Origin of the sequence: Candidatus Didemnitutus sp., assembly GCA_019634575.1 — a bacterium.
Classification (GTDB): Bacteria; Verrucomicrobiota; Verrucomicrobiia; order Opitutales; family Opitutaceae; genus Didemnitutus.
In genome coordinates this window covers 691,267-716,780 of sequence record JAHCAY010000002.1, presented here as the reverse complement: position 1 = coordinate 716,780, position 25,514 = coordinate 691,267, and the positions used below count along the sequence as shown (strand labels likewise).

Genomic DNA, 25,514 nt, shown 5'->3' with positions numbered 1-25,514 from the left:
AACTTAGACTACCAGCCCCAGCTCCGCTTGATGCGCAGTTCGTCGTAGAGGTCGTTCGGTAACTCTAGGAGGAATCTCGACGGTTGTAGCATCATTCCTCCCGGGCCGGCGCGGGTCGCGACTTTCGGGTAGCTGATGTAGAGCTCGTTTTTGGCGCGGGTGACGGCGACGTAGAAGAGGCGGCGTTCTTCTTCGACGTCTCCGTCTTCGATCGAGCGGCGGGTCGGAAACTGGTTGTCGGCGGCGCCGATGACGAAGACGACGTCGTATTCGAGGCCCTTGGCTTGGTGCACTGTCGTCAGGCGGATGGCGTCGTCGGTGGGCTCGACTTCCTTCTCGGCGGTCTCGCCGTTGAGGAGCGCGACTTGCGTGAGCATCTCCTGCATCTCGGTGAACTGCGACGCGAAGCCGACGAAGCCCTTCAATTCCTCGAGGCGGTCGAGGTAGTCAGCGTAGGCGCCGCGCATGTAGTCGCCATACCAGCCGTCGATCGCGACCTTCACGGCGTCGGCGGGCTTGCCCTCGTCCATCGCGGCGGCGACCTGCTGGAGCGAGGCGCAGAAGTTGGCCCAGTCGTCCTTGGCGTCCTTCGGGACCTTGGTCTTCACGTCGTCCTCGGCGAGGGCGTCGATGAAGTTTTTCTGCAGGAGCTTCGCGTGGTCGAGCGCGGCGCCGTAGATTTTCTGCGCGCCTTTTTCGCCGACCTTCGGGAGCAGGACGGCGAAACGTTGCCAGGCGAGCGTGTTGCTCGGGTTGTAGACGAATTGGATGAGCGCGATGAGGTCGCGGACGTGCTGGCGCTCGAAGAATTTCACGCCGGACGTGATGACGTAGGGGATGCCGGCGCGGGAGAGCGCGAGCTGCATCTCGAGCGCGATGAAGTGCGAGCGGTAGAGGATCGCGATCTCCTTGGGTGAGACGCCGTCGTCCTGCACGAGCGACTCGATGCGCTTGAGGACGAAGGCGGCTTGCTCGCGGTCGTCCATCGCCTGGATGACGGACGGCTTCGGGCCGTGTTTGCGGGCGGCGCGGAGTTCCTTTTCGAAATGCTGGCCCTTGGGCGCGGTGTTGAGGACGCCGTTGGCGAAATTGAGGATCTCGGGCGTCGAGCGGTAGTTGACCTCGATGCGGTGAATGACGGTGCCCGGATGGCGGTCGGGGAACGTCATGATGTTTTCGAACTCGGCGCCGCGCCACGAGTAGATGCATTGCGCGTCGTCGCCGACGGCCATGACGCGGTGGTGCGAGGCGAGCTTGTCGACGATCTGGGCCTGGATGGTGTTGGTGTCCTGGTATTCGTCGACGAGGACGTGGCGGAAGCGCTGGTTGAAATACGCGGCGACGTCGGGCGCGTCGGTGAGGAGCTTGAGCCAGAGTTCGAGGAGGTCGTCGTAGTCGACGACGGACTGCTCGCGCTTCGCCTTGTCGTAGGCGGCGGAGAATTTCGGGAAGAGGTGCGCGATCTCGCGGTAGTGCGGGAACTGGCGCTCGACGAGGTCCACGACGGAGCACTGCTTGTTGCGCGCGAGGGAGAGGACGCTGAAGAGCGGGCTGGGGCGGGGGTTGGTCTTGTCCTTGAAGAAGAGCTTGTCGATGGACTCGACGCACTGCTTGAGGAGGGACTCGGATTCGTCGGCGTCGAGGATGGAGAAGTTTTTCGGGAGCTGGATCGCATCGCCGAACATGCGCAGGGCGCGGTTGCCGATGGAGTGGAAGGTGCCGCCCCAGAAACGCGCGGGCTCGACGCCGGTGAGCTCGTGGACGCGGTGAAGCATCTCCTTCGCGGCCTTGTTGGTGAAGGTGAGGAGGAGGATCTCGCCGGGCTTCACGCCCTGGGAGAGCAGGTAGGCGACGCGGTAGGTGAGCGTGCGGGTCTTGCCGGAGCCGGCGCCGGCGAGGACGAGGAGCGGGCCGGGCTCGGCGGTGACGGCGTTGAACTGCTCGTCGTTGAGGGACGCGCGGAAATCGATCGCGGGAGCGGAGCCGGCGGAGGGGAAAGGAGAATCGAGTTCGAAGTCGGACAAGCGGGAAGAGCGGTAAGCGGTAAGCTCTAAGCTGTAAGCTTCAAGCGGGAGAAAGGAGTGGAAAAACGGAGGGCGGAGGATTGAAGACAGAGGACGGAGCGCGGAGAGGGAAGGAAAAAGGCGGGCGCGCGGCGCCGGAAATAAAAAGCCCGCGCGGGTGGCGCGGGCGAATCGGAGGAGCTGACAGCTGACAGCTGATGGCTGAGAGCTGACGGCTGGCGCGCGCGTCGCGCGCCTCACACCGTCATCAGGTCCTTTTCCTTGTGGGCGAGGTGCGTGTCGATGTCCTTGATGGATTTGTCGGTCGAGGTCTGGACGTCCTTCTCGAGGCGCTTCTCGTCGTCTTCGGAAATTTTGCCGTCCTTCTTGAGTTTCTTGGCGGCTTCCATGGCGTCGCGGCGGACGTGGCGGACGGCGACGCGGCCTTCCTCGGCGAGGCGGTGCGCGGTCTTCACGAATTCCTGACGGCGCTCCTTGGAGAGTTCGGGGAAGGGGAGGCGGATGAGCTGGCCGTCGACGACGGGGTTCACGCCGATGTTGGCCATTTGGAGCGCCTTCTCGATGGCGCGGGTGAGGCCCTTGTCCCACGGCTGGATCTGGATCATGCGCGGGTCGGGCGTGGTGATGGCGGCGCAGCCTTTGAGCGGCATCATGGAGCCGTAGGCTTCGACCATCACGGACTCGACCATGGCGGGCGAGGCCTTGCCGGTGTGGATGGTGGAGAATTCGTGGAGCGTGTGCTCGACGGCTTTCTTCATGCGGGCTTGGGCTTCGGCGAGGGTCTGGGTGGTCATGGGAGCGAAGGGCTGTAAGCGTTAGGCTTTAAGCAGTAAGCGTAGGAAACGGGATCGGCAAGGGGCGAGTGCAGCGCGGCGCAGAGCTTCGAGCTTAGCGCTTGTTGCTTACCGCTTCCCTCAATTGCTGACGAGCGTGCCGACTTTTTCGCCGCGGACGGCTTTGCGGATGGCGTGCTCGTCGTTGAGGTCGAACACGAGGATCGGGACGTTGTTGTCCATGCAGAGGGAGAACGCGGTCGAATCCATCACGTTGAGGCGCTGCTTGAGGGCGTCGATGAAGGTGAGCGTCTCGTATTTGACCGCGTCGGCGTGCTTCTTCGGGTCCTTGTCGTAGATGCCGTCGACCTTGGTGGCCTTCATGATGATGTCGGCGTGCAGCTCGGAGGCGCGGAGCGCGGCGGTGGTGTCGGTCGAGAAATACGGGTTGCCTGTGCCGGCGACGAAGATGACGACGCGGTCTTTCTCGAGGTGGCGGATGGCGCGGCGGAGAATGAACGGCTCGGCGATCTGGTTCATCGGGATGGCCGACTGCACGCGCGTGCTGACGCCGAGTTTCTCGAGGCGATCCATGAGCGCGAGGCCGTTGATGACGGTGGCGAGCATGCCCATGTAGTCGCCGGTGGTGCGGTCGATGCCGCGCTTGGCGCCGTGGAGGCCGCGGAAGATGTTGCCGCCGCCGATGACGATGCAGACCTGCACGCCGAGGTCGTGGATTTCCTTCACCTGGGTGCACATCGCCTCGAGCGTGGTGTCGTCGATCGGCTCGGTGCCGCGACCGCGGAGGACTTCGCCGCTCAACTTGAGGACGATGCGCTTGAACTTCAGTTCGGTGTGGCCGGTGGTCTTCGCTCCCATTTGGGAGGTCAGGAAACGCGTCCGCAAAAGAGCCGTCAACCGTGGAGATTTTCCGTTCGGGTCCCGCGCAACCGGGCCGCCTCCGCGCCTCGTCATCGGTGGAAATCCCGAAGCGGTCGAGCGGGCCATTTTGCCCCTGACGGCGCGTGGCGCATCGATTGCCTTTGCGCGACCGGCATGGCGAATCTCGCGCACATCTTTTTCCAGGGCCGGGAAGACCCGGCGGAATGCGCGGGCGAACCGGCGTGGGCGACGTGGCCAGGTCAGGAGGGATGCGTGCGCTTCGGGGCGGAGCCGAGCGCCGGCGCGGCGACTCTGCGGGGCGCGGTGGAGTTCCCCGATCCGCTGCTCGCGTGGTTGCTGCAGCAGGCGGGGCTCAACGCGCGCGCCTATCGGCCGGAGGCGCTGGAGCGGCGGCTGGCGGCATGTCTGCGGCACCTGGGCGCGCCCTCGCGCACGGCGGCGCGCGCGGCTCTCGCGGCGCGGCCGGAGCTGATCGACAGCGCGTTGAGCACGGTGCTGATCGGTGTGACCGATTTTTTCCGCGACCGCGCGGTGTGGGACCAGCTGGCGCGGGAGGCGTTGCCGGCGCTGTTGCGCACGCGGTGCGGGCTGCGCGTCTACGCGGCGGGAGCGGCGACGGGTGATGAACTTTACTCGGTGGCCATGCTCCTGGCCGACGCGGGCGCGCTCTGTGCGAGCGAGCTGTGCGGGGTGGATTGCCGGGCGGAGGCGATCGCCGCCGCGCGCGCCGGACGCTTCTCCGAGGCGGCGCTGGCGCGCGTGCCGGCGAAGTGGCGCATGCGATTCTTCGCGGCGGACGGGGCCGGCTATCAGGCGCTCCCGGTGCTGACGCGGGCGATGCGCTGGCAGGTGGCAGATCTTTTCTCGTTCGAGGAAGCGGCAGCGTGGGACATGATCCTGTTTCGCAACGTCGCGATCTATCTCACGGAGGCGCACGCCGTGCGCGCGTGGAAATATCTCTGCGATCAGCTCGCGTCCGGCGGCGTGCTGATGACGGGCAAGGCCGAGAAACCGCCGCCCGATCTGCCATTGCGGCGACTGGGTCCGGCGCTCTATCAACGTCTGCCCGAGTGATGAGCTCCGTCGATCCCTCCGCCCCGTCCCGCGCCGCGCGCCCACCGAACCGGGTGCTGTCGGCGGTGATTTTTGCGGCGAGCGTCGCGCTGATGTATGCGCTGCGCCTCGTGTGGTTCCGGGACAGCAACATCTCGTTGAGCTACGGCCTGCCGCTCCTGCTTTGTCTGTGGCATCGCGACCGCGTGCTGCTGTGGAGCATCACGGCGGCGTTCCTGCTGCTCGCGACCTACAAGGCCTTCTATGTGCTCGAACCCGCCGGCTCGCTTGCGGCGCTCGTCACGATCCAGCTGGGCATGCAGTGGCTCAACACCGTCGTCGTCGCCGTGGCGGTTCACCTGATCCTGAATCTCTTCGACCGGCTCGAGCGCAAGCAGCGGGTGATCGAGCAGGCGAACCGCGAATTGTCCGCGCGACAGGAGGAGATCGCGCGCCAGAACGGGGAGGTGCAGGCGCAGAGCGCGGAACTCGCGCACCAGAATGCGCAGATCCAGCAGCAGGCCGAGGAGCTCCAGCGCCAGACCGAGGAACTCGCCGCGCAGACGGAGGAGCTGCAAATCGCCAACCAGTCGATCGCGCGCCGCGAGAGCCTGCTGCAGACCCTGCTCGAGTCGGTCCGCCTCGGCGAAGAGGGCGACGAGCTGCCGCAGCGCATCTGCGAGCCCGTGCTGCGCCTGTTCAACGACGCGGCGGCGGCTGTCGCGATCGTCGAGTGCGCAGGCGACGATCTCGTCGTGCTCGCGCAGAGCGGCGTCGGCCCGCTCGACCGCGTGCGCTGGCCGTTCGCGAAATCGTTCGCCGCGGTCGTCATGGCGCACAACCGCACGGCGTTCGTGGACGATCTCGACGCGCGGCCCGACCTGATCGCGCCCGGCGCGGCCGGCCGGCGCTTCCGCTCCGTGCTCGCGACGCCCCTGCGCATGCGCGGCGCGACAGTCGGTGCGGTGAAGATCTACGCCGAGCACCCGCGGACGTGGACCGCCGAGCAATTCCGCATGATCGAGTGGGTGGCGGCGCAATGCGCGCTCCTGCTCGAATGCCACCGCCTGCGCGGCGAGCTCCAGCGCACGAACGGGCAGCTCGATGCCGCGGTGGCCGCGCGGACGGCGGAATTGCGCGAACTCGTGCAGGACCTCGAGCATTTCTCCTACACGATCACGCACGACTTGCGCGCGCCGCTGCGCGCGATGCACGGCTTCGCCGCGGTGCTGGACGAGGAGTGTTCCGGGCAGCTCAGCGACGAGGGCCGCGACTACCTCCGCCGCATCGGCACCGCGGCGGCGCGCATGGACCGGCTCATCACCGACGCGTTGAGCTACAGCGGCACGGTGCGGCAGGAGTTTGCGCTCGAGCCGCTGGATGTCGCGCCGCTGCTGCGCGGCATCCTCGATTCGTATCCGAACTTCCAGCCGCCGCTCGCGCGTGTGGAGCTCACGGGCGATTTTCCGCGCGTGCTCGGCAACGAGGCGGCGCTCACGCAATGCTTCTCCAACCTGCTCGGCAACGCGGTGAAATTCGTCGCGTCCGGCCGCGTGCCGCACGTCACGGTGCGCGCCGAGCGCCGCGGCGAATGGGTGCGCGTATGGTTCGAGGACGACGGCATCGGCATCCCCGAGGCGATGCTCGGCCGCGTCTTCGGCATGTTCCAGCGGTTGAGCAAGAATTACGAAGGCACCGGCATCGGCCTCGCGCTGGTGAAGAAAGTCGTCGAGCGCCTCGGCGGCTCCGTCGGCGTGGAATCCGAGCTCGGCCGCGGCAGCCGGTTCTGGCTCGATCTCAGGGCCGCGTGATTTTGGGAGTGATCCCGTTCTCCACGGGAAAGGCGCGCCGGCGCGCGCGGGTGGTCGAAATAAAAAGGGCCCGCCAGTCGCTGGCGGGCCCCACGTAGCTGAATGAGGATTCAGGTGAGCGGCTCAGCCTCTCCCTTTGCCGCCCCCCTTGTTGTCGCCGCGCTCGTCGCGATCCTTGTCGCGACCCTTGTCGTCGCGGCCTTTGTCGTCCTCGCAGTCCTTGTCCTTGTCGCGCTGGTCGTGCGGGACGATGACCGTGGTGGTGGCGAGGGAGACGTTGCCGGCGGCGTCGCGGACTTCGATCGTGATCGTGTAGACGCGGTCCTGCTTGTCGCCCTCGCGGTCGGCGAGGAGGTTGACGGTGAGCGCGCCGGTGATCTGCCACTGTGTGCGGCGGTCGGGCTGGTTGGTCGCGACGGAGATGATCTTGGCGGAGGCGATGCCGACGGCGTCGGTTGCCGCGACGGTGACGGTTACCGGGACCATCTTCTTGTTCGGCGGCCAGATCGCGCGAATCGAGGGCGTGACACTCGTGATCGCGGGCGCGGTGGTGTCGCGCACCGTGATGGTGAAGGAGCCGCTGCTGGTGTTGCCAGCGGCGTCCTTGGCGACGACGGTGACGGTGGTGGTGCCGAGCGCGAACGTGCTGCCGGAGGCGACGCTGGTGGTGAGCGAGGTCACGCCGACGGCGTCGGTGGCGGTGGGGACGAAGTTCGCGACCGCACCGGCGGCGCTGGTGGCCTCGATCGTCTGGTTGGCCGGCACCGTGAGGGCGGGGGCCGTCGTGTCGACCACGGTGACGGTGAACGAACCGGAGCTGGTGTTGCCGGCGGCGTCGCTGGCCGAGACCGTGACGGTGGTGTTGCCGAGCGGGAAGGTGCTGCCGGAGGCCGCGCTGTAGGTGAGCGAGGTCACGCCGACGGCGTCGGTGGCGGAGGCCGCGAAGTTCGCGACGGCACCGGCGGCGCTGGTGGCCTCGATGGTCTGGCTGGCCGGCACGGTGAGGGCGGGCGCCGTGGTGTCATGCACCGTGACGGAGAAGGAGGCGCTCGCGCTGTTGTTGCGGCTGTCCGCCGCGCTCAGGGAGACGGAGGTCGTGCCGAGCGGGAACACGCTGCCCGAGGCGGGCGAGCCCGTCACGGCGACGTTGCCGTCGACGAGGTCGGCCGCACTGGCGCTGTAGCTCACGGCTGCGCCGGCGGCGCTGGTGGCTTCGGCGGTGATGTTAGCCGGCGCGGTGATGACCGGAGGCGTCGTGTCTTGCACCGTGATGGTGAAGTCGGAGTGCGAGCTGTTGTTCGCGGCGTCTGTCGCGGTCACGGTCACCGTGCTGTTGCCGAGCGGGAACACGTCGCCGGAGCCGGGCGAGGCGCTGATGGAGGCGGTGCTCACGGCGTCGGTGGCGGTCGGCAAGGCGTAGGTGACGGCGGCGCCGTTGGCGCTGGTGGCTTCGACCGTCAGGTTGGACATGGCGGCGATAACCGGCGCGGTGGTGTCGCGCACCGTGACGTCGAACTCCGCCGTGGCGGTGTTGCCGGCCGAGTCGCTGGCCGCGAGACCGACCGCGGTGGTGCCGAGCGCGAACGTGCTGCCCGAGGCGGGGGAGGCGGTGACGGGGACGTTGCCGTCCTTGTCGTCGGTGGCGGTGGCGCTGAAGGTGACGGTCGCGCCGGCGGCACTGGTGGCTTCGGCGACGATGTTGGCCGGGGCGGCGATGACGGGCGGAGTGTTGTCCACCGGCGTCGGCGGCGGGAGCGGATCGCCGGGGTTGTTGTCGATGAAGGATTGGGTGGTCTCGAGGCGGAACTTGCCGCCGGCGGCGCCACCGCCGTCGAGAATGATGAAGGCGAGCTCGTGCGCGCCGGAGCCGGTGAGGTTGATGGTGAAGCGGCCGGTGCCGTTGGTGTTCCAGTTGAGGTCCTGATAGCCGACGAGCTGCCCGTCGATGTAGATCCACGAGGCGTTGTCGGCGAGGAACTGGAGGACGAACTGGCCCGAGCCGTAGACGGTCGTGGTGTATTTCGTCCAGCTTTGGCCCGAGGGACCGCGCGAGTTGATGTCGCTCCAGGCGTTGATCCAGTTCGCGGCGAAATCGTAGTTGGGATAAAACTCCCACGGGTGCGTGCCGATCGGGAAGGCGGTGGCGGGGTGCGGATTCACCCAGTTGGCGTTGTAGCCGACGGCGGGGACGGGCGTGGCCAGCAGGGTCCAGTTCGGGTAGGCGGTGGCCGGGTAGATCGGGTCGTAGGCGATGACGGGCGAGATACCGCTGGCATAGACGCGCGGCACCACGGTCAGGACGGCGTCGTCAACGTAGGCGCGGGGCTGGCCGTAGAGCGCGCCGTTGGAGCTCTGCCAGAGCACGATCTCGGCCGAGAGATAGTTGGTGTCGCTGGGCAGCGTGACCGTCGCGGTGACGGTCTGCCAGGTGGACGTGTCCGTATCAAGCGCCACCGTGGAGGATGTCGTTCGAGTGCCGGTGAGGGCCACGCCGGTGTTGGTCTGGATAACGAGCGCCACCGACTGGCCGGCCAGCCACGTGTTGAACTTGGCCGTGAAGGTGACCACCGATCCGGCCGCAAACGGGCCGGCGACGATCTGGTTGGTTTGCGCGGCCGTGCCGCCGCCGGCGTGGTTCAGCTGCAGCATCTGGCTGCCGAAGGGGGTGATGCCGTTCGCCGCGCCGCTCAGCGCGGAGCTTTCCGCGCCCCACACGCCGGTGGTGGTCGGGGAATAGGTGGCAAGCGAGCTGATGCCTTCAAAATCGCCGGCTTGCAGGAGATTGGGCTGCGCGTGTGCGGCGACGGCCAACAGGGAACCGAGAGCCAGCGCGCAGAGGGAAGTCCGCAGTCTTTGCCGGGACGGGGTGAGCAGGCCGAGGCCTGAGCGTGTGGTTGAGTGTGTGGTGATCATGTGTGTGGACGGTTGTGACCAAGCGGCGCCCCGGGCGGGATGCGGGGGAGGTGAGGCGCCGCGGAGGCTGTTGCGCGCCGAAGCGCGGCCGCAAACCGCCGGTGACAAGCGACGGAGGCTTTGTGACGAACGATGGTCGCGACCGGGTGGAAGTGCATCGCGCCGGCATTCCTGGCTGGATTGGCGGGCCAATCGCTGCCAATGCATCGGCTGGCCCCTCCGCACTCGTTCCGTTCACCTCCGTTGCCCAGCCGGAAGCGCGATTCGCGTTCGCATTTTCGGTTGCCCTTCGGGCAGCGGTTGCTCGTCGCGTGCACAGAGCGATCGGTGTGGCGCCGCTCCCACGTATGAATCGCTCACCAGCACCCGACTGCGCCGTCCCCGTCGCCAACCGCGCGCCCACGTGGCGAATCTCCCCCGCGAACGGCAACTACTACGTCAACTCCGTGGCAGTGTCGGCCGACGGATCGCGCGTGCTGGGTGGCACTTTTTATCACTCCTACGGCCAGGACGAGTTGCGCCGCGCGCCGGGCAAGTCCGCGCCCATCGCGCCGACCCCGGGCACGCCATCGCCCGAGGATGGCACGTTCGGCGTCTATTGCTACAATGCCGCGGGCCAGCGGGAGTGGGCGGACGAGTTCGCCGGGTGGCAGGGCGTCTATTGGGTGGCGTTGTCGGCCAATGGCGCGCGCGCCGCGGCGGGCGGTTTCATCTCGGCCACTGCGCCGCAGGGTTTCCTGCGCGCCTACGATGCCACCAGCGGCCGACTCTTGCTCTCGCGGGCGACGCAGCAGCGCGTGAATCAGGTCGCGCTCTCGGCTGACGGCACCTGGCTGCTGTCTGCGGCGGAGACGCTGCTGCTCTTCCGCTACGACCCGGTGGCGGGCCAGTATGTGCTCACCGATGAATTCGTCCCGGAGGGCAACGACGGGGTGGTGAGCGCGGCGCTCTCGGCCGACGGTTCCACCGTGCTCTACTCCGGCTACAGCGGGCACATCGGCGTGTTCGTGAACAGTGCCGGCAAACTGGGATTGCGGGCACGCTGGAAAGTGCCCGGCGGTCAATCGACAGATTTCTGCCACATGCTGGAGTTGACGCCGGACGGAAAGACCTTCGTGGCCGGCGGTGCGAACGGGACGTTCTATTACTCCGACGTCGCGGCCTTCGTGGCCGGCGCGGCGCCCACGTGGTCGATGACGACGAACGTGCGCGGCGCGGTGTATGGCGTCGCGATCTCGGGAGACGGGAGCCTATTTGCCGGCGTCTTCAATCACGGGTCGGCCGGTGCGGCCTGGGTCAGTCCGCGGCCGGGCGCCGGTGCGGGCGTCGCGCGGCATTTCGCGCTCGAGCATAACCCGAACAGCGCCGCGTTGCATGCGGAGCGCCGGCTCCTGGCCGTCGCCGATGGCCACCCGGATGGCACGCCGGGTTGCTTTTCCCTCTTCGACACCGCCACCGGCGCGCTGCGCTGGCAATGTCCGACCGGCAACATGAGCTGGCCGATCGTGATCGCGGCCAACGGTGGCGCCGTGGTCGGTGGCAGTGACGACTCGTTCATCTACTATTTCGCCTTGTGATCCCGACGCACGCCACCGCCGCATGAACCGGCTTGCCCTCACGAAGCCCCAGCAGCTCTGCATCGGCTATGTGTTCGTGCACACGCTGCTGCACTTCTCGGCCGGATGGTTTGAGGTGCAGCCGGGGATCGCGACGTCGATCTGGTATCCGCCGTGCGGATTGGCGCTCGCGCTGCTCGTGCTCCTCGGCCCGCGCTATGTGCCGGTTGTCTTCCTGGCCAATTTCGCGACGGCGTGGATGGGTGCTTCGTCGCGCGCGCTGTGGTCGGTCGTCTTCTTCCCCGCGGTCCTGACCATCACCTATGCGGCAGCGGCGTGGGTGGTGCGGCGTTACCTCGGACCGCGACTGCTCCCCGGCGGCACACGTGCGACACTCATTTTTTGCGGCACGATCGTCGTGCCTCCTGCGATCGCCACCCTGGTCGGCACCGCAGTCGCCACGATCATGAGCCCGCACCCCGATCCGTTTTCGCTGCCGCGATTCCTCGGCTCGGTGCTCGATTGGTGGATCGGGGACGCCACGGGACTGCTGACGGTCGTGCCGTTCGCCATGGTGTTCCTCGGACCCTGGCTTGAGGGCAAGTCGGCGGACGAGCGTCTGCCGGGACCTTTTGCCGGCCCGCTGGCGTTCGTGCGTGGCGCGACGCTGCTCGGCACACTCGTGCTCGTGATGCTCGTGCCTACGTTGCGGGAGCACCGCGCCTTTTATCTGTGTTTCCTGCCGCTGGTGTGGATCTGCGTCTATCACGGCTTGCCGGGTGCGACGCTGGCGACGCTCTCGGTGATGATCGTCGGTTTGATCGCGATGCGCATCACCGGCACGACGGTGGGCTACTCGTATGTGTTTCTCCTCTTCGAAGTGGCCGTGGCCGGCGTCGGCCTGGGGCTCGGCACGGTGGTGACGCGCCGCGACGAGGCCGAGGCGCGCCTCGCCGCGAGCAACGCCGAGCTGGCGCGGCTGCGACAGCTCGAGTTTGACGAAAAGGTCGCAGCCCAGTTGGGCGAGGAAAAGGCGCGTCTCGAGGTGCTCCGCTATCAGCTCAACCCGCACTTCCTCTACAACTCGCTCAATTCGATCTACGGCCTGCTCTTCGAGAGCGCGCGCGACGCCGGCGAGATGGTGTTGCGGCTCTCGGATTTCTGTCGCGCCACGCTCACCAGCGCGCCGGACGACTTGCCGACGCTCGGGGCGGAGATCGAGGCGTTGCGCAGTTACCTCGACGTGGAGAAGGTGCGCTGGGGCGAGAAGTTGCAGATCGAATTCGCGGTGGCATCCGACGTGGCCGGGCTGCGCCTGCCGCCGTTCCTGCTGCTCCCGCTCGTCGAGAACGCGATCAAGTATGGCGGCCGCACCACGTCCGATGTGTTGCGCCTGCGCATCGCCGCGCATCGGGCCGGCAGTGCGCTGCACATCGAAATCGCCAACACGGGCCGCTGGCTGGCGCCTGACTTGAGTCGCCCGGAGTCGACCGGCATCGGCCTCGAGAATCTCCGGCAGCGCTTGCGCCGCTATTATCCCGATGCGCACAGCTTCACGACCGAGGCGGCCGATGGCTGGGTGACGGCGCGCCTCGCCATCGCCACGGCGCCGCGCGGAGCGATGCTGGCGGCGCCCGCCGCGCTCGCCTGATTCCTGACAATGTCTCCGCAAAAAAATCCATGAGAGCCGTGATCATCGACGACGAAGCCCCCGCGCGCGCCGCGCTGCGCGGGTTGCTGCGCGACCGTCCGGACATCACGCTGGTCGGCGAAGCCGAGACGATCGAGGAGGGCGTGCGCCGGCTCGGCCGCGACGACTACGACCTGGTGTTTCTCGATGTGCAGCTGCGCGGCGGCACGGGGTTCGATCTCGCGCCCTTCGTCCGACCGGAGGCGCGGATCATCTTCATCACGGCGTCCGATCAATACGCCGTCCGGGCCTTCGAGGTGAACGCGCTCGATTATCTGATCAAGCCCGTGAGCCCGCCGCGCCTGGACCAGGCGTTGCGCCGCGTGTCGGGCGTGGCCGCGCCGCCGCCTCAGGAAATGCGGGTGCCCGTGTTGACCCCGCGGGATTGCGTCTACCTGCGCATCGGCAACGGCACGACGCGGTTTGTGGCGCTGGCCGATCTGGCGCTCGTCGTTTCGAACGAGAACTACTCCGACGCGCACCTGGTCGATGGCACGCGGCTGTTGGTGCGGCGCACGATGAAAGCGTGGGAGGAGGTGCTGCCGCCGACGCATTTCGTGCGCGTCCACCGCACGGCGATCATCAATCTCGCGCGCTACCGCGGCGCCGACCGGCAGAGCTACGAGACGACGCTGCTGCACCTCGAAGGGGTGTCAGAGCCGGTGCGCGCGAGCTTTCGCTATCTTCCGGAGTTGCGCGAACGACTCACGGCGCTGGAGCTAACCTTCTGAGACGACCGCTCGGGCCGAGGCGTGAGAGTCGCACCCAGACCAGCCGCGCCGGGGAGCGGGCACACGGGCATCTTGCTGGTGGCTGCGCCGTTGCCGGTCGCGGGGGGCCGGGGCGTGGTCCTGAGGAGCGAAGTTCGGGCGGAGCGGTGAGGCGGATCGTTGAACCGCCCACTGGCGGACCGCGCAGGCGCTGATGATTCCGCCCTTGACCCGCCCCGGCGCGGACTCTTCTTTCGGCCGCTCTACTTACTCACTGCCTGGTGGTGTAATGGTAGCACAGGCGACTTTGACTCGCCTAGTCATGGTTCGAATCCATGCCGGGCAGCCACTTCGGATCAAAATCCGAACTCTTTTCAAGGTGAGTCAAAATCGGCTGTATGCCGTGGCGCTTCAGGGATTAGCGAAAGCGACCATTTTGACACGGTTGGCGGAAAGTTCGTGGTTTCATCCGACACGCCCCCTCGATTTTGCCGTTTGACCCGACGATTCGCAAAAGTGCTCAAATGGGAACGACGTTCTCGGCGGGCGATTTCGATGCGAAATCTGCTCCGCTGTCGCTAATCTCTCTCACCCAATTCAGTCGGTCCGGGCGACTACTGGAGATAACTATCCGAGGTGCATTTTGGGCGAGGCCGGGCCAGCTTTAGCCGAGGGCGTGATCGACGCTACTCCGGTCCGCTTTTCTTTGCGTAACAGGAGCGCTTCGAAATCTGCGACCATCTTAGCAAACTTTTCTCGCTGTTCTCCGTGTGGTAATTGCGCGAGCGCACCCATAGGCCGATAGCCGAAATGCCAGATCGCGTAGGGCGTCCGCAGTTCTGACAGGTAGGTTTGTATTTCAGGGGCCAGCGTCAGCATCCGCATAACGAGAGTAATTGCCCCCGGAGTCACGCCGTGTCTTCTGGCCAGTGCCATCCGCGTGGGAAATTCGCCGCAGGCAAGCTGCCGCTGCCAACGCTGTGCCTTGACGATGGGATGCTCCAATTTGCGCGCCGGGACTGGAACCGTCCGCACTCGCTGATCCAGTCGAATCGTCTGCCGTAGCGGCGCGACGAGCACGATCTCGCCGCGATTGGCATTCTTGAAATCGACCCGCGCGCCCATGCTCAGACCGCGCAGATGAGGCGTCGGCGACAATGTGTTGCCCTGAGTCGCTCGTCTCACCACGCCCTCGGCAAGCTCGGTGTCGTAAAGTTTGATCCCGATTTCCATAAGGCGGTCGTTAGTCTCTGTGAGAGCCTTAATGCTGGAGCGTTTGCGCGGGGGATCGATGGCGCGCTGCACGTCGATTCGTTCGATGAACAGGCCGACCAGTTCTTTCTGCTCAGCGGGTGAAAGCTTCGGCAGCAATTCGTTGAAGCGCTCCAGATTCCTCCGAATCCGCTGCTCTTCCATGACCAGTGCGTCGGATGCAGCCAGCTCTCGGCGCAGGCGTTCCTGCGCGACGATGAGCTGTCGGCGCTGTTCGCGCAGATCCGTGGCGCGGCGCACGAGTGCCTCGCCGAGCACATCAACGCCACCCTTGGCAACCGCATCGGCGCAATTGTTGAGCTGTTGGTCGAGTGCGACAATTGCCTGTTTTTGTTTCTCCATTTCTCCCCTGAGCAAAGCGCTGTCCTGACGTTTCGCGGTGCGTGATACCTCAACGATTTCCTTGATGAGGGTAGCATGCTTGCTGACTTCGCCGAGCAAGGCGACGACACCCTTTTCGAGGGCATCCGCCGACAAGCGACCGACCGAACACGGTGCCTGCGATTCCTTGAGCACCGAGCTGCACGTGTAATAGCGATACTTGATCCCGTTGGCGCTCTTCTTGCCGCTGTCGGTCGGCACCAGCGCCCTGTTACAGGCCGCGCACCACGCGATGCCTTTGAGCAAATGATTGTGAACATCACGAGCCTGGAAGGATGGATGTGCAACGGACTGACCCGGCCGTTCCTTGGTTTCCACAACCGCGGCATTGGCCCTTTCCCATAGGTCGGCATCCACCAACGGCTCATGTTTACCACCGAATTCCTGACCCTCGAACTTCACCGCACCACGGTAGATGGGATTGCGGATGAGCAAGCGAAGCCCGTCAGAGCGAAAGAGACGCCCGCCGACATTCTCGGTCGTCCCGTCGCGACGTTGCATGATTCGTTGTTTTGTTCGATGACCCTCAGCGTTCAGGGCGTTGGCGAGATCTGTGAGCGACGTCAGCTTCGCTGCCTCGGAGAAAATCCGTTTTAGAATCGCGGCCTCTGTCGGGTGCGGTAGCAGCGCCTGGGTATTTTTGTCGTAGGCGTAACCGTAGGGCACTGGTCCCCCGTTCCAATAACCCCGCTTGGCCTGCTCCCTCATCTTGAGACGGGTCTTCTTGGCGGTGTTCAAGCGCTCGAACTCCGCGACGCTCATCATGATGTTGTTCTTGAGCCGTCCTTCGGGCTCCAGTTCGGAGATGTTTTCCGTCGCGCTCTCGAGCCGGCAGCCGTGCTTCTGGAGAAACGCGCGGAATGGTCCCCATTCGTCCATGTTGCGGGAGACGCGCTCCAATTTGAAGATCAGCACGACCTTTACCTCCCCGGCGGCGATCATTCGCTTGAGTGCCTGAATCCCCGGCCGGTCCATGGTTCCGCCGGAGTAGGCGGCGTCCGTGAAGGATGCGACCTCATACCACCCCTCGGCAGATTGCTTGCGGATATGGTCCCGACAAACGGCGGCTTGGCTCTCGCAGGAATCGAAGCGACCCCCGACTTGGTTGTCCGTTGAGACGCGAGCATAGATCGCGACGGGCACCCGTGCGGAACCAGAGTTTTCGGGCTGCTCCCTACGTGGCATGGTCAGTTCAGATCGATACGGCCCAGTGGCGGCTCGCGCTCATTCAGGCGATAGACCAAGGTGCGTGTCTGACCGTGGCTCACGATTCGTCGAGCGTGGGTCAGCGCCTGCAACACCCTGAACGTCCCCGACCGAGACAACCCAAGTGAGTCGCGAATGTTCGCGGGCGAAGATTGCCCCGTGACACGCAAGAAGCGGAGGACGCGTTCGCTGTCGGGAAGATCCGTCTGGATACCGACCGGGGCGGCCGCATCTGCTGCGGTTGATGCTTCGTGCCCTGGAGACGGTAGCGTGGACTCAACTTCGACGATCGCCTTATGGAGTAGCTCCGCGATTCGGCGTCGCCTCCGTGGACTGTCTATCGTGACGGACATGTTCGGCGGGGCCTCCATTTCAAACGGCGACCCGCAACTTGCGTCCCGGCTTGGAGGCAACATTCGATACCCTTGACGGAGCTTCAATCGTGATGGCCGGCTCTCCTTCGGTGGGAGCGACGACCGGAGCATCAGCCGACAATCCTTCTGCCTTCTGGCTTTTGGTGAGATCCAGCGCTTGGACCAACTCCGCCTGGCGGGCGACGACCTCGTGATACCTCGCCTCGTGCTCGAAAGGACGGTCGGTCAACGCGGTGTAGTCTGCGAAAGCCTTGCGCGACTGGGCGAGTTGTTCGCGGCACCGACCGATCCGCTCCTCAATGGAGCGTGCGGCGTGTTCCAGCGAACCGATGATGCCGGCGGGACTATCCGAGACGTTGGCGTCGTAGGTCATCGCCCCGTGCAGGGTTAGTTTATCGCCTACCATTGGCCTGAATTCCAAGCGGAAGCCGGCGAACTGTCCCAGTTCTACCGGACCCCGCGCCTGCCGATGGCGATCGACCAAACCAATCAGGATGGCCCCTGCATCGGTGCGCTGCTCATAGGTTCGGCCCACGAGCTTGATGCTGAACTTGTCACCGTGCGTATCCATGCGACGACCGAGATCGGATTCGTGTCCCAGGATCGCTTTTTCGATGCGCACGATGTCCTCCTCCAACATGCGGATGCGACGACGGGTGTGATACTGATCCTCGCTGTGCTGACCACGGAGTCGGCCGAGGCGCATGACCTCAGCATCCACCTTGGCTTTTTCGATCACGAGCGGATTGCCGGAAGCGATGGCCTTCACCTCGGCGTAGGTCAGCGCGGGGGAGTCGAGGTCTTCGATTCGGCGCGCCGAGCATTCCCCCGTCATGATCTGGGCGATGAACTTCGCCTTCGTTTCGAGCGTCTGCCACATGTAGGCGTCGAAACTGCCCTCGGTGACATAGCGAACGATATGCACCGTTGGGTTACTATTCCCCTGCCGAAGAATGCGTCCCTCCCGTTGCTCGATGTCCGCGGGACGCCAAGGTGCATCCAGGTGATGGAGTGCAACAAGTTTGGCCTGAACATTGGTTCCTGCACCCATTTTTTGGGTGGAGCCCATGAGAATCCGCACCTTGCCGGCACGGACATCTTTGAAGACCGCCAATTTCGAGGCGTCGCTGTCGTAGTCTTGGATGAACGCGATTTCCGCGGCGGGCACCCCCTGACGGATGAGCTTCGCCTTCAAATCGTCGTAAACGGAGAATCCCTGACCCTCCGCTTTCGGCGTAGAGAGATCGCAAAAGACCAATTGGGTCAGGCGCTCGTCACGAGTCCGCTCCCAGATGCTGAATACCTCCCGGGCGGCTTGGTTGACCTTGAACGCGCCATTGTCCGGCATGTCCCCCAAGACGAGGCGGACATCGAGCGCCGCTTTCCGGCCCTCGCCGGTGATTTTGAGCATATTGTCCTCCCAAAGCGGCACATGGTTAGTCTTGAGCTTCTCGGCACGGACCGCGAGCGAGGCGACCAAAGCCTTGAGTTGTGGCGTGGCCGGGGCACGGACAATGCGTGGTTTACCGCTGTCCACTTTTGGCACCGGTAGCTTTAGCATGTCCGCCGTCTGAATGTCCGCGACCTGCCGGAACAGGTGCATCAGCTCTGGCACGTTCACGAAACGTGCGAACCGCGTGTTGATCCGATAACCCGCTCCATCGGGGGCGAGCTCCAGGGCGGTTACCGATTCACCAAAAGTAGCGGCCCACGAATCGAAGTGCCGCAACCGGCGTTGAGCCAGAATGTCCATCTGCAGGAACCGTTGCAGCGTGAACATCTCGGCCATCGTATTCGTTACCGGGGTGCCTGTGGCGAAGACTACACCGCCGCCGCCGTTTAGTCGTTGGATATGTTGCACCTTCAGGAACATGTCGAAGGCGCGCTCGGAAGTCGACTGGGGCAGGCCCGCCACGCGAGTCATTTTGGTGACGTAGAACAGATTCTTGTAGGCGTGGGCCTCATCGACGAAGAGCCGGTCCACGCCAAGTTCCTCGAAGGTCAGGGTGTCATCCTTCCTGTGCACCGCTGCCATCGACTTCAATCGCGCTTCCAACCGTTTCTTGGAGGCCTCCAGCTGTTTGACGATACGTGTGCCCGCATCGCTGCCCTTCTGCTCGCGAATGCAGGCTTCGAGTTCCACGAGCTGGTCTTCGATGAATCGTTTCTGTGCACGGGCCGACATGGCGAGGCGCTCGAATCCCGAATGCGTGACAATGACCGCGTCCCAATTGTTGGTGGCGATGCGGCTCATCAACTCGCGCCGCTTGGCGCTTTCGAAATCCGTCTTTCCCGCGGCGAGGATGTTAGCCGCAGGATACAACGTCAGCAGTTCAGAGGAAAACTGCCCGAGCATGTGGTTGGGCACTACGAAAAGTGGCTTCTTAGCCAGGCCCAGCCGCTTCAACTCCATAGCCGCCGCCACCATCGTATAGGTTTTGCCTGCGCCAACCACGTGAGCGAGCAATGTGTTCGGCGTTTGCAGCACGCGCCATACCGCGGCTTTCTGGTGCGCGTGCAGCGCGATGGCGGGACTGGCCCCCGGCAACGTGAGGTGGTCGCCGTTAAAGGTGCGGAGTCGATAGCAGTTGAACTCGCGGTTGTAGAGCGCGACCAGCCGCTCCCGGCGAGCATCGTCGGACCAAATCCATTCGCCGAACCGATCCTTGATTTTCTGCTGCTTTTCCCGCGCGGCCTCGGAAGCCACCGCATTGATCACCGGATTGCCGTTGGCATCGCGGTCATAAACGGTGGGGGTGCGAAGATTGAGCGCATGCTCAAGAAGTTCGTGAGCCGGGGCGCGGTCGGTGCCCCATTCGGACAGATTGGCGGCGTTGCGCCGGTAGAGCGGATCGACCTCGACGGTCCACAATCCGAGTTGTTCCGCGTGGCCGACCCGGACGGCCCGACTATCCCGCTGCCCTGTTCTCAGCAGATCGCGGGCGAAGTCGGCAATATCGGAAGGCGGAATCCAGACCGAACCCAGGCGTGCATCAATTTCGTTGGCGGCCAGGGCGTCCGGTTGCACGGCACGGAGTGCCTCCACGTTGACCCGGTAGCGGGGATCGCGGCGGGCGGATTGCTCCGCCACGGTGAGTTTCTCCCGCACATTGCCCGAGAGATACTCATCCTCCGGCTCCCACCGCCGGGTCGTTGGATTCTGGAAAATGAGCCCTTGAAGTTCAGGGAGAAACTCCTCGGGAGTGCGTCCCACCAGCTTCGCGATATGTTCGAGATCCACCCGACTACGCTCATTGAGCGTGACCACCAGCGCTTCCCGGGCGCTCGCGACCTGATCGACCGGGCGCCGCTGCTCGACCGTGCGTTCGCGGAAAATCGCGGTCTTGGTCGCGGTATCCTGATCGGCGTTGTAGTGCTCCAGGGAAAGCAGCAGGGGTAAGTCCGGATCGCCCGCAAACGAGCGGACGTTGGGCGATGAGGAAACCGGACCGAACTGACCGACAAATCGATCATAGGCTTCGTTGAGCCGCGCCCGTTCTGAACTGACCGCTGCATCGTCTCGGTTCTCTACCTGGGCCGAAAGGCAGGCGCGCGCCGCATCGCGGATACGGATCAGGCCGCGGATACGGCGCACCGTTGTGGTGGGGATGTCGGTGAGCAGGGCCAGTTCATCGCCTTCGCGGCGGCCCAGGTTGCCGTCCTCCAGCGCAACGTAGGCGCCGGGTTTCAGGCCGGTAGGCGCTGGGAGCGATTGACGTGCGACGACGCCGGTGGCGGCCCGGTAGATGCCCGGAGGGAGCGATGACATCACGGAGGCTAGCGCGGCGGCCAGATCCCGCCCGTCGTCAGCCAACTCCACCTCATCACGCCCATACATGCCATGCTCACGCCGCTGCATCCGGCCTAACAGATTCTCCGGGTGGGCGTGAAAGTATTCGTTCACCAGGATCGGTTCTCCCGCGGGAACAACCAACGGACGGGATTCGGCCCAGAGATTGCCGGACGGCTTCTCGCCGGGCAGGCGCTTGCGGAGAAACACAATGTCAGTGGTTACCCGCGTGTTGGCGTTGTGCTGAAACGCTGTATTGGGGAGCCGAATCGCGCTGATCAAATCGGCTTCCGCCGCGAGGAGCTGACGCAAGCTGCCGTCCCTCTTGTCGAGCGTCCCGCGCGAGGTAATAAAGGCGAGGAGGCCGCCTGGCCGGACACGCGCGAGGGCAGCGACGAAGAAATAGTCGTGGATGCGAAACCGTCGTGCATTGAAGCGTGGATCATGCGGCCGGTAGTCGCCAAAAGGGATGTTCGAGGCGGCGAGATCGTAGGCGTTTGTGGCGAGGGTCGCGGATTCGAAGCCTTCGGCCCGCAGGTCTACATCCGGGTAAAGGGTTCGAGCGAGCCGGGCCGTGAGGGAATCGAGTTCGACCCCGGTGAGCCGAGACTGTCCGTGCATGGGTGCCGGCATGAATCCGAAGAAGTGGCCGAGCCCGCACGCAGGCTCCAAGATCCGGCCGCCGCGAAACCCCAATCGCTCAAGCCCGGCATACATGGCTCGGATCACGGTTGGCGACGTATAGTGTGCGTTGAGCGTCGACGCGCGCGCGGCGGAGAATTCCTCCGGCCTCAGCAGCTGCCGCAGCTCGCTTTGCTCCGCCTGCCAGGTCGGGGCCTCCTTCGGTTCGGCGAAGGCCTGCGGCAATCCGCCCCAGCCGACGTAGCGGACCAGCACGGCCTTTTCGACCGCCGTAGCGGGGCGGTGCTCCGCCTCGATCTGGCGCAGCAACTCGATGGCCGTGATGTTCTGCCGGAACTTCTCTTTGAGTGACCCCTCGCCGACTTGGTCGGCGTCCGTCGGTCGATAGTTGCGGCCGTTGTGAAGGGGAATCAGGTCTGCTCCGGCGGCAGCAGGAGATATTTCTCTCGCACCAGCTCCCAAGCCCGATCGTGCGCCTGTTGAGGATTGAGACCCTGCCGGGACAGATCTCGGATCAGGCGATCCATTTCGGCTGTCGCTTGTTCCTGCGCTTCGATCAGAGCCTGTTGGAGTCGGCCCTGTGCCTCCAGGTCGCGCACCATCCGCGGGAGATGTTCCCGCCAGTGCGCTTCCGCCATCCGTCCGTATGCCAGGAGTCCGCTCATGCGTAAGCTCGGAGAAAAAATCGAGCTGGTTGGTGTGGCTGTTCCTTAACGCCATGCCTCATGCCGGTTCAATGGTTATCCGGCGGACCACCGGACCGGTGCGTGCCGTAGCCTTGGTTGCAGTGATTCGCAGTTCGCAAAGCCGCACGTCATCGAGAGCCTGCCGCACCTCCGTCAGGTGCTGCCCCTCAACCGTAACAATCTCCCGACTCGTCAGAATTACGAGAGACTCTTGTCCGCCGGCGATATGCTCCCAGCGTTTCAGTTCGCCAATCGGGAATGACACGGATCGGTCGGTCAGCACCAGCCGCAGCACCTGGCTGGTTTGGCGATCCGCCACGAGTGAACCCCAAGCACGAGGTGCAGGCGGAGCGAGCGGTGCCTTACCGGGATGGGCGTCGATGCTCATGCGCCTCCTCCTGAATTGAGCGCACCGGTCCTGACCATTGGTCGCAGTGTTGGCGTCCGCACTTTCGGCGGCATTGCAGACTCGCCCAGCTCACGGGCCAGCGTCCGGTCGCCCGACGCCATCATCGCGGCCCGTGCTTCGCGACGATCCGTGGTGTAGATCGTTTGGCTGAGGCGGAAGCGAGAGTTCGAGACGTAAGCCTGCTTTAGATTACCGGCGGCGATGCCGGCTTCCGCCATGATCAGAATGCCGTGATCGACTGTTTTGCCCTGGGCAGCATGGGAAGTGGTGGCGTAGCCGTGAGAGAATTCCCGGAACAGTGTCGGAATTGTCCTGCCGTCTCGCAGTTTTATACTGCCGTTGGGCTCGAATCCCGTGACCTCGACGATGTCGCCGTTGCGGAGCCGCGCTGACTTGCAATTGGCGCGGATCAGCAGCCGGTCCCCGACGGCGACGCCGATTTCTCGGGCGATACCGACGTCGAAACCGACCCCGGCCCGAGGACTGAACCAAGCCGTGCCCCCGTCTTCGAACGCAACCCGCAGCGCCTCGCCCTCACGGGCCTGGACGATCAACCGCTCGCCCTTGGCATAAGAACCAACGGAGCGGTGAAACAAGATTACCTGCCCGGGTTGGTAGTTACGAACATCGCGCTTCTGGGACTTCGTCCACTGAAGCGAAAACACCGTTGAAATTGGACGCTCGTCGCCCTTCAGGTGGGCGGTGCGACGCAATTCGGAACGAACCCGGTCGGTGAACAGGTGAATTTCCTTCCATACCGGGGAGATCGCGAGACAGCTCTCCGCCCGGCGTAGGCGTTCGGCGTAGTCTGCGGCGGCGGTGCGCAGCAAGGCCTCGGACTGGGCAATCTCCCGCACGGCCCCGAGCCGCGCGAAGTGATTGAACGCGCCGAAGGCGTCTCCCTTCGCGAGCAGTGACACCGCCCGGCGATATTCCGGGGATTGCTGGCGCCGGATCTGCGTCAGTCGCACGACCGGCACCTGGGCAAACTTGTGCAGACAGCGTAGCGCATCTCCGGCTTCGACCGAAGCATGCTGCTTCGTGTCCCCAATCAGAATGACTCGATTGCCGTTGGCCGCTGCCAGTCGGCACAGGTCCCGCATCTGATTCACCGAGACGAGGCCGGCCTCGTCCACGAGAATCACCCGGTCTCGTGTCGCCCGCTGGAGCGCGGGGTTGACCAACAATTGCTGCACGGTATCCGCATGGGGCGTCAGTTCCTGCCGGAGCACCTCCACTGCACCCGAGGACGGTGCGCAGCCGAAGACCTGACCGCCGGCAGCTTCGATCCCTGCCACCACCGCTTTGAGGCAGGTCGTTTTTCCTGTCCCGGCATCGCCGGCAAGGATGCTGATCCGGGACGTAGAAGCGAGGAGTCCATTCACCGCCTCACGTTGTTCGCGCGAGAGATTGGGTGCGGCCTGAGTGCTACCAAGAGTTGGGCACGCGGTGCGCCCGGCTTCCGCCCAGGCGATGAACTCGTTCTCTGCTTGGAGCGCACGGGTGGACGCCACGTCGTCTCCGGATTCCCGGAGGTTTCCAGCCTCGATCCGTTGCCGTAAGCGCTGTCGTAGGGCGGACAAAGGCAGTGCTCCCCGTGAATACACCAGGGCTTCCCGCAACAAGTCCCGTGACGCTACAACGGATTTGCGTTCAAAAACGTGCTCCTCCACGGCTGCCAGGCATTCATCCGGAGTCATGGCTTGTATCACCGGGGAACCCGACCGGGTGGCGGCGATGACGCTGCGGATCACCGCCAGCTCGTCGCCGGCCCGGGCTTCCCACTTCGCGCGTAGATCGGCGGCGGTGGCGTGAGTCTTCGCGGCCCGGGTTTCTCCGGTGATGCTCTGCAGTTCGTCTTGGCCGGAAACGCCTCGCGCCTGGGCGGTCGCCAGAATCATCGCCCGCCGTTCGCTAAACTCACCGCGTAGCACTTCCGGAAACCCCCGGATGGTAAAGCCGATCCCGTGTTGAGCGTCCAAGGTGTAGCCACCTTTGCGCATGAGCTGGGCGAGGCGGTTGTAGCAGACCTCCCGAAAATACCCCTGATGCCGGAAATACTGGTAGGGCTGGACGCCTTTCCAGCGATTCTCGACCGGATCGAAGGTCACGTTGAGGACACAGACATGTGTGTGCAGCTGGGGATCGAGTGCCCGGCTGGTGTCATGGGTGACGACGGCGGCGACCATGTTGCCGGTCGTGCGATCGGCATTCACGCTGTTGCGGCGGACGCGGGTGGCCGTCGCGGCCTCGATCTCTTGCAAGGTTTCTCGGACGGCCTCCTGCCACCATCCGGCGATGCGCTGATCGCCGCCGACCAACAGGGCGATGGAGACATCCTTCGGGGCGGAGATTTGTCCAAAAAAACAGACCCGTCGGCTACCGCCCTTGTCGCGAGCCCCCAGCTTGGCGCCCGTGGTCGGATGCTGGCCTGCACAGAGCCGCGCCAAAGCTTCCAATTGACACCCTCCTTCAAGACCCAAGCGAGCGGCCCCTTGACCAAACCACGTCATTTCGGCCTGACCTTCCTCCGAGAGGTAGTCGCCGACGCGTAGATGTTGCCGGAAGTAGTTCACGGCACCATCCACCCGAATGCAGGGTTTGTCGAATCTCACCATGCCTCAATCGCTAGCTAAACCCATAAGAAAAGCGAGCCTAAACCCATAAGGAAGGCGCTGGGTGAGGCTACGGGAGCCTCATATTTACTACCTAGTTTGGATGCGAAAGGAGCAATGACGGAATCTCGATGGTGAGCATCCGCCTTGACCCTATTACCTCTGAAATGCGTGACACGCCACCCCTAACGTCCGTTAGGGAGGGGCGGCGAGAGCCGCCACTACTTCACCACTCGACCACCACTACATTGCCACTCAATGCACGGATAACCCATAAGCTTTTGGTTTTACATAAACCCATAAGGTGGCACAGTCCGGTCTGATGGATGCTCCTGAGCTTCATAGCCGTCTCATGGACGACGCCCGGCGCTACGATCCGACCGCCCACACCCGTGGGCTACTGGGGCCGTTTCGCGACGTTATCCTTCTGCAACGGGCGAAGTTCATGAGCTACGAGCAGATCTCCGCGACCTTCGCGCGGCACGGCCTGAAGGTTTCACCCGCCGCGGTCGGGGTCTTTTGTCGACGGCATTACACCAAGGCCGAGATCGAGCGAGCCCGCCAAAATCAGGCCACCGGCCCTGTCCAAGGGCGACCGCCGGCTCCGCCGGCCAAGGTCGCTCCAGCTCTTGGGGCTTCCGCTCCCGGACCGGCGGTAACCGGCAACGGCAAGCGCGGGCCGAAGATCGCGCGCGACAACTACTGA

Annotated in this window: 15 protein-coding genes and 1 tRNA gene; 7 read left to right on the top strand and 9 right to left on the bottom strand. The window is 64.7% G+C overall.

Features of this window, described 5'->3' with window-relative positions:
* Positions 1–8: 8 nt before the first annotated feature.
* The 3 genes from KF715_18110 to pyrH all read right to left on the bottom strand — a co-directional run bounded on the left by KF715_18110 (position 9) and on the right by pyrH (position 3,676).
* The gene (locus tag KF715_18110; protein ID MBX3738614.1) at positions 9–2,024 is read right to left on the bottom strand and encodes an ATP-dependent helicase; all 2,016 of its coding nucleotides are present in this window, start codon (positions 2,022–2,024) and stop codon (positions 9–11) included.
* Between the two features lie 236 nt (positions 2,025–2,260).
* Complete coding sequence (frr, locus tag KF715_18105; protein ID MBX3738613.1) at positions 2,261–2,818, bottom strand: ribosome recycling factor; 558 nt, start codon at positions 2,816–2,818, stop codon at positions 2,261–2,263.
* A gap of 120 nt (positions 2,819–2,938) precedes the next feature.
* Positions 2,939–3,676: a UMP kinase gene (pyrH, locus tag KF715_18100; protein MBX3738612.1), complete on the bottom strand. Its 738-nt coding sequence runs from the start codon at positions 3,674–3,676 to the stop codon at positions 2,939–2,941.
* A gap of 177 nt (positions 3,677–3,853) precedes the next feature.
* Between pyrH and KF715_18095 the strand changes: the two genes are divergently transcribed.
* A complete protein-coding gene (locus KF715_18095) occupies positions 3,854–4,774 on the top strand; it encodes a hypothetical protein (protein ID MBX3738611.1) in 921 nt (306 codons plus the stop codon).
* Positions 4,774–6,564: a GAF domain-containing protein gene (locus tag KF715_18090; GenBank protein ID MBX3738610.1), complete on the top strand. Its 1,791-nt coding sequence runs from the start codon at positions 4,774–4,776 to the stop codon at positions 6,562–6,564. The genes KF715_18095 and KF715_18090 overlap by 1 nt, the downstream gene beginning before the upstream one ends.
* A 123-nt stretch (positions 6,565–6,687) precedes the next feature.
* On the opposite strand, the gene KF715_18085 is transcribed toward KF715_18090, so the two are convergent.
* Positions 6,688–9,477, bottom strand: a complete 2,790-nt coding sequence (locus KF715_18085) for an HYR domain-containing protein (protein MBX3738609.1) — start codon at positions 9,475–9,477, stop codon at positions 6,688–6,690.
* A 347-nt stretch (positions 9,478–9,824) separates the two neighbouring features.
* Here KF715_18085 and KF715_18080 point away from each other — a divergent pair, with 347 nt between their 5' ends.
* The 4 genes from KF715_18080 (at position 9,825) to KF715_18065 (ending at position 13,782) form a co-directional block, all read left to right on the top strand.
* Positions 9,825–11,054, top strand: coding sequence for a WD40 repeat domain-containing protein (locus KF715_18080; GenBank protein ID MBX3738608.1), 1,230 nt, complete (start codon positions 9,825–9,827; stop codon positions 11,052–11,054).
* Positions 11,055–11,076: 22 nt separating this feature from the next.
* Complete coding sequence (locus tag KF715_18075; GenBank protein MBX3738607.1) at positions 11,077–12,684, top strand: histidine kinase; 1,608 nt, start codon at positions 11,077–11,079, stop codon at positions 12,682–12,684.
* Positions 12,685–12,713: 29 nt separating this feature from the next.
* Positions 12,714–13,454: a response regulator transcription factor gene (locus tag KF715_18070; protein ID MBX3738606.1), complete on the top strand. Its 741-nt coding sequence runs from the start codon at positions 12,714–12,716 to the stop codon at positions 13,452–13,454.
* A 254-nt stretch (positions 13,455–13,708) separates the two neighbouring features.
* A tRNA-Gln gene (locus KF715_18065) sits at positions 13,709–13,782 on the top strand.
* A gap of 278 nt (positions 13,783–14,060) precedes the next feature.
* Here KF715_18065 and KF715_18060 read toward each other — a convergent pair.
* The 5 genes from KF715_18060 to KF715_18040 all read right to left on the bottom strand — a co-directional run bounded on the left by KF715_18060 (position 14,061) and on the right by KF715_18040 (position 24,769).
* Positions 14,061–16,229 carry a recombinase family protein gene (locus tag KF715_18060; GenBank protein ID MBX3738605.1) on the bottom strand — a complete coding sequence of 723 codons (2,169 nt, stop codon included), beginning with the start codon at positions 16,227–16,229 and terminating at the stop codon, positions 14,061–14,063.
* A 435-nt stretch (positions 16,230–16,664) separates the two neighbouring features.
* Positions 16,665–21,407, bottom strand: coding sequence for a DEAD/DEAH box helicase family protein (locus KF715_18055; GenBank protein MBX3738604.1), 4,743 nt, complete (start codon positions 21,405–21,407; stop codon positions 16,665–16,667).
* Positions 21,408–21,508: 101 nt separating this feature from the next.
* Complete coding sequence (locus tag KF715_18050) at positions 21,509–21,763, bottom strand: hypothetical protein (protein MBX3738603.1); 255 nt, start codon at positions 21,761–21,763, stop codon at positions 21,509–21,511.
* Positions 21,764–21,821: 58 nt separating this feature from the next.
* Entirely contained in the window at positions 21,822–22,172 is a 351-nt protein-coding gene (locus KF715_18045) for a hypothetical protein (GenBank protein MBX3738602.1), read from the bottom strand.
* Positions 22,169–24,769 (bottom strand): relaxase domain-containing protein, encoded by a 2,601-nt coding sequence (locus tag KF715_18040; GenBank protein ID MBX3738601.1) that lies wholly within the window; start codon positions 24,767–24,769, stop codon positions 22,169–22,171. The genes KF715_18045 and KF715_18040 overlap by 4 nt, the downstream gene beginning before the upstream one ends.
* Positions 24,770–25,160: 391 nt before the next feature.
* Here KF715_18040 and KF715_18035 point away from each other — a divergent pair, with 391 nt between their 5' ends.
* Positions 25,161–25,514 carry a hypothetical protein gene (locus KF715_18035; protein MBX3738600.1) on the top strand — a complete coding sequence of 118 codons (354 nt, stop codon included), beginning with the start codon at positions 25,161–25,163 and terminating at the stop codon, positions 25,512–25,514.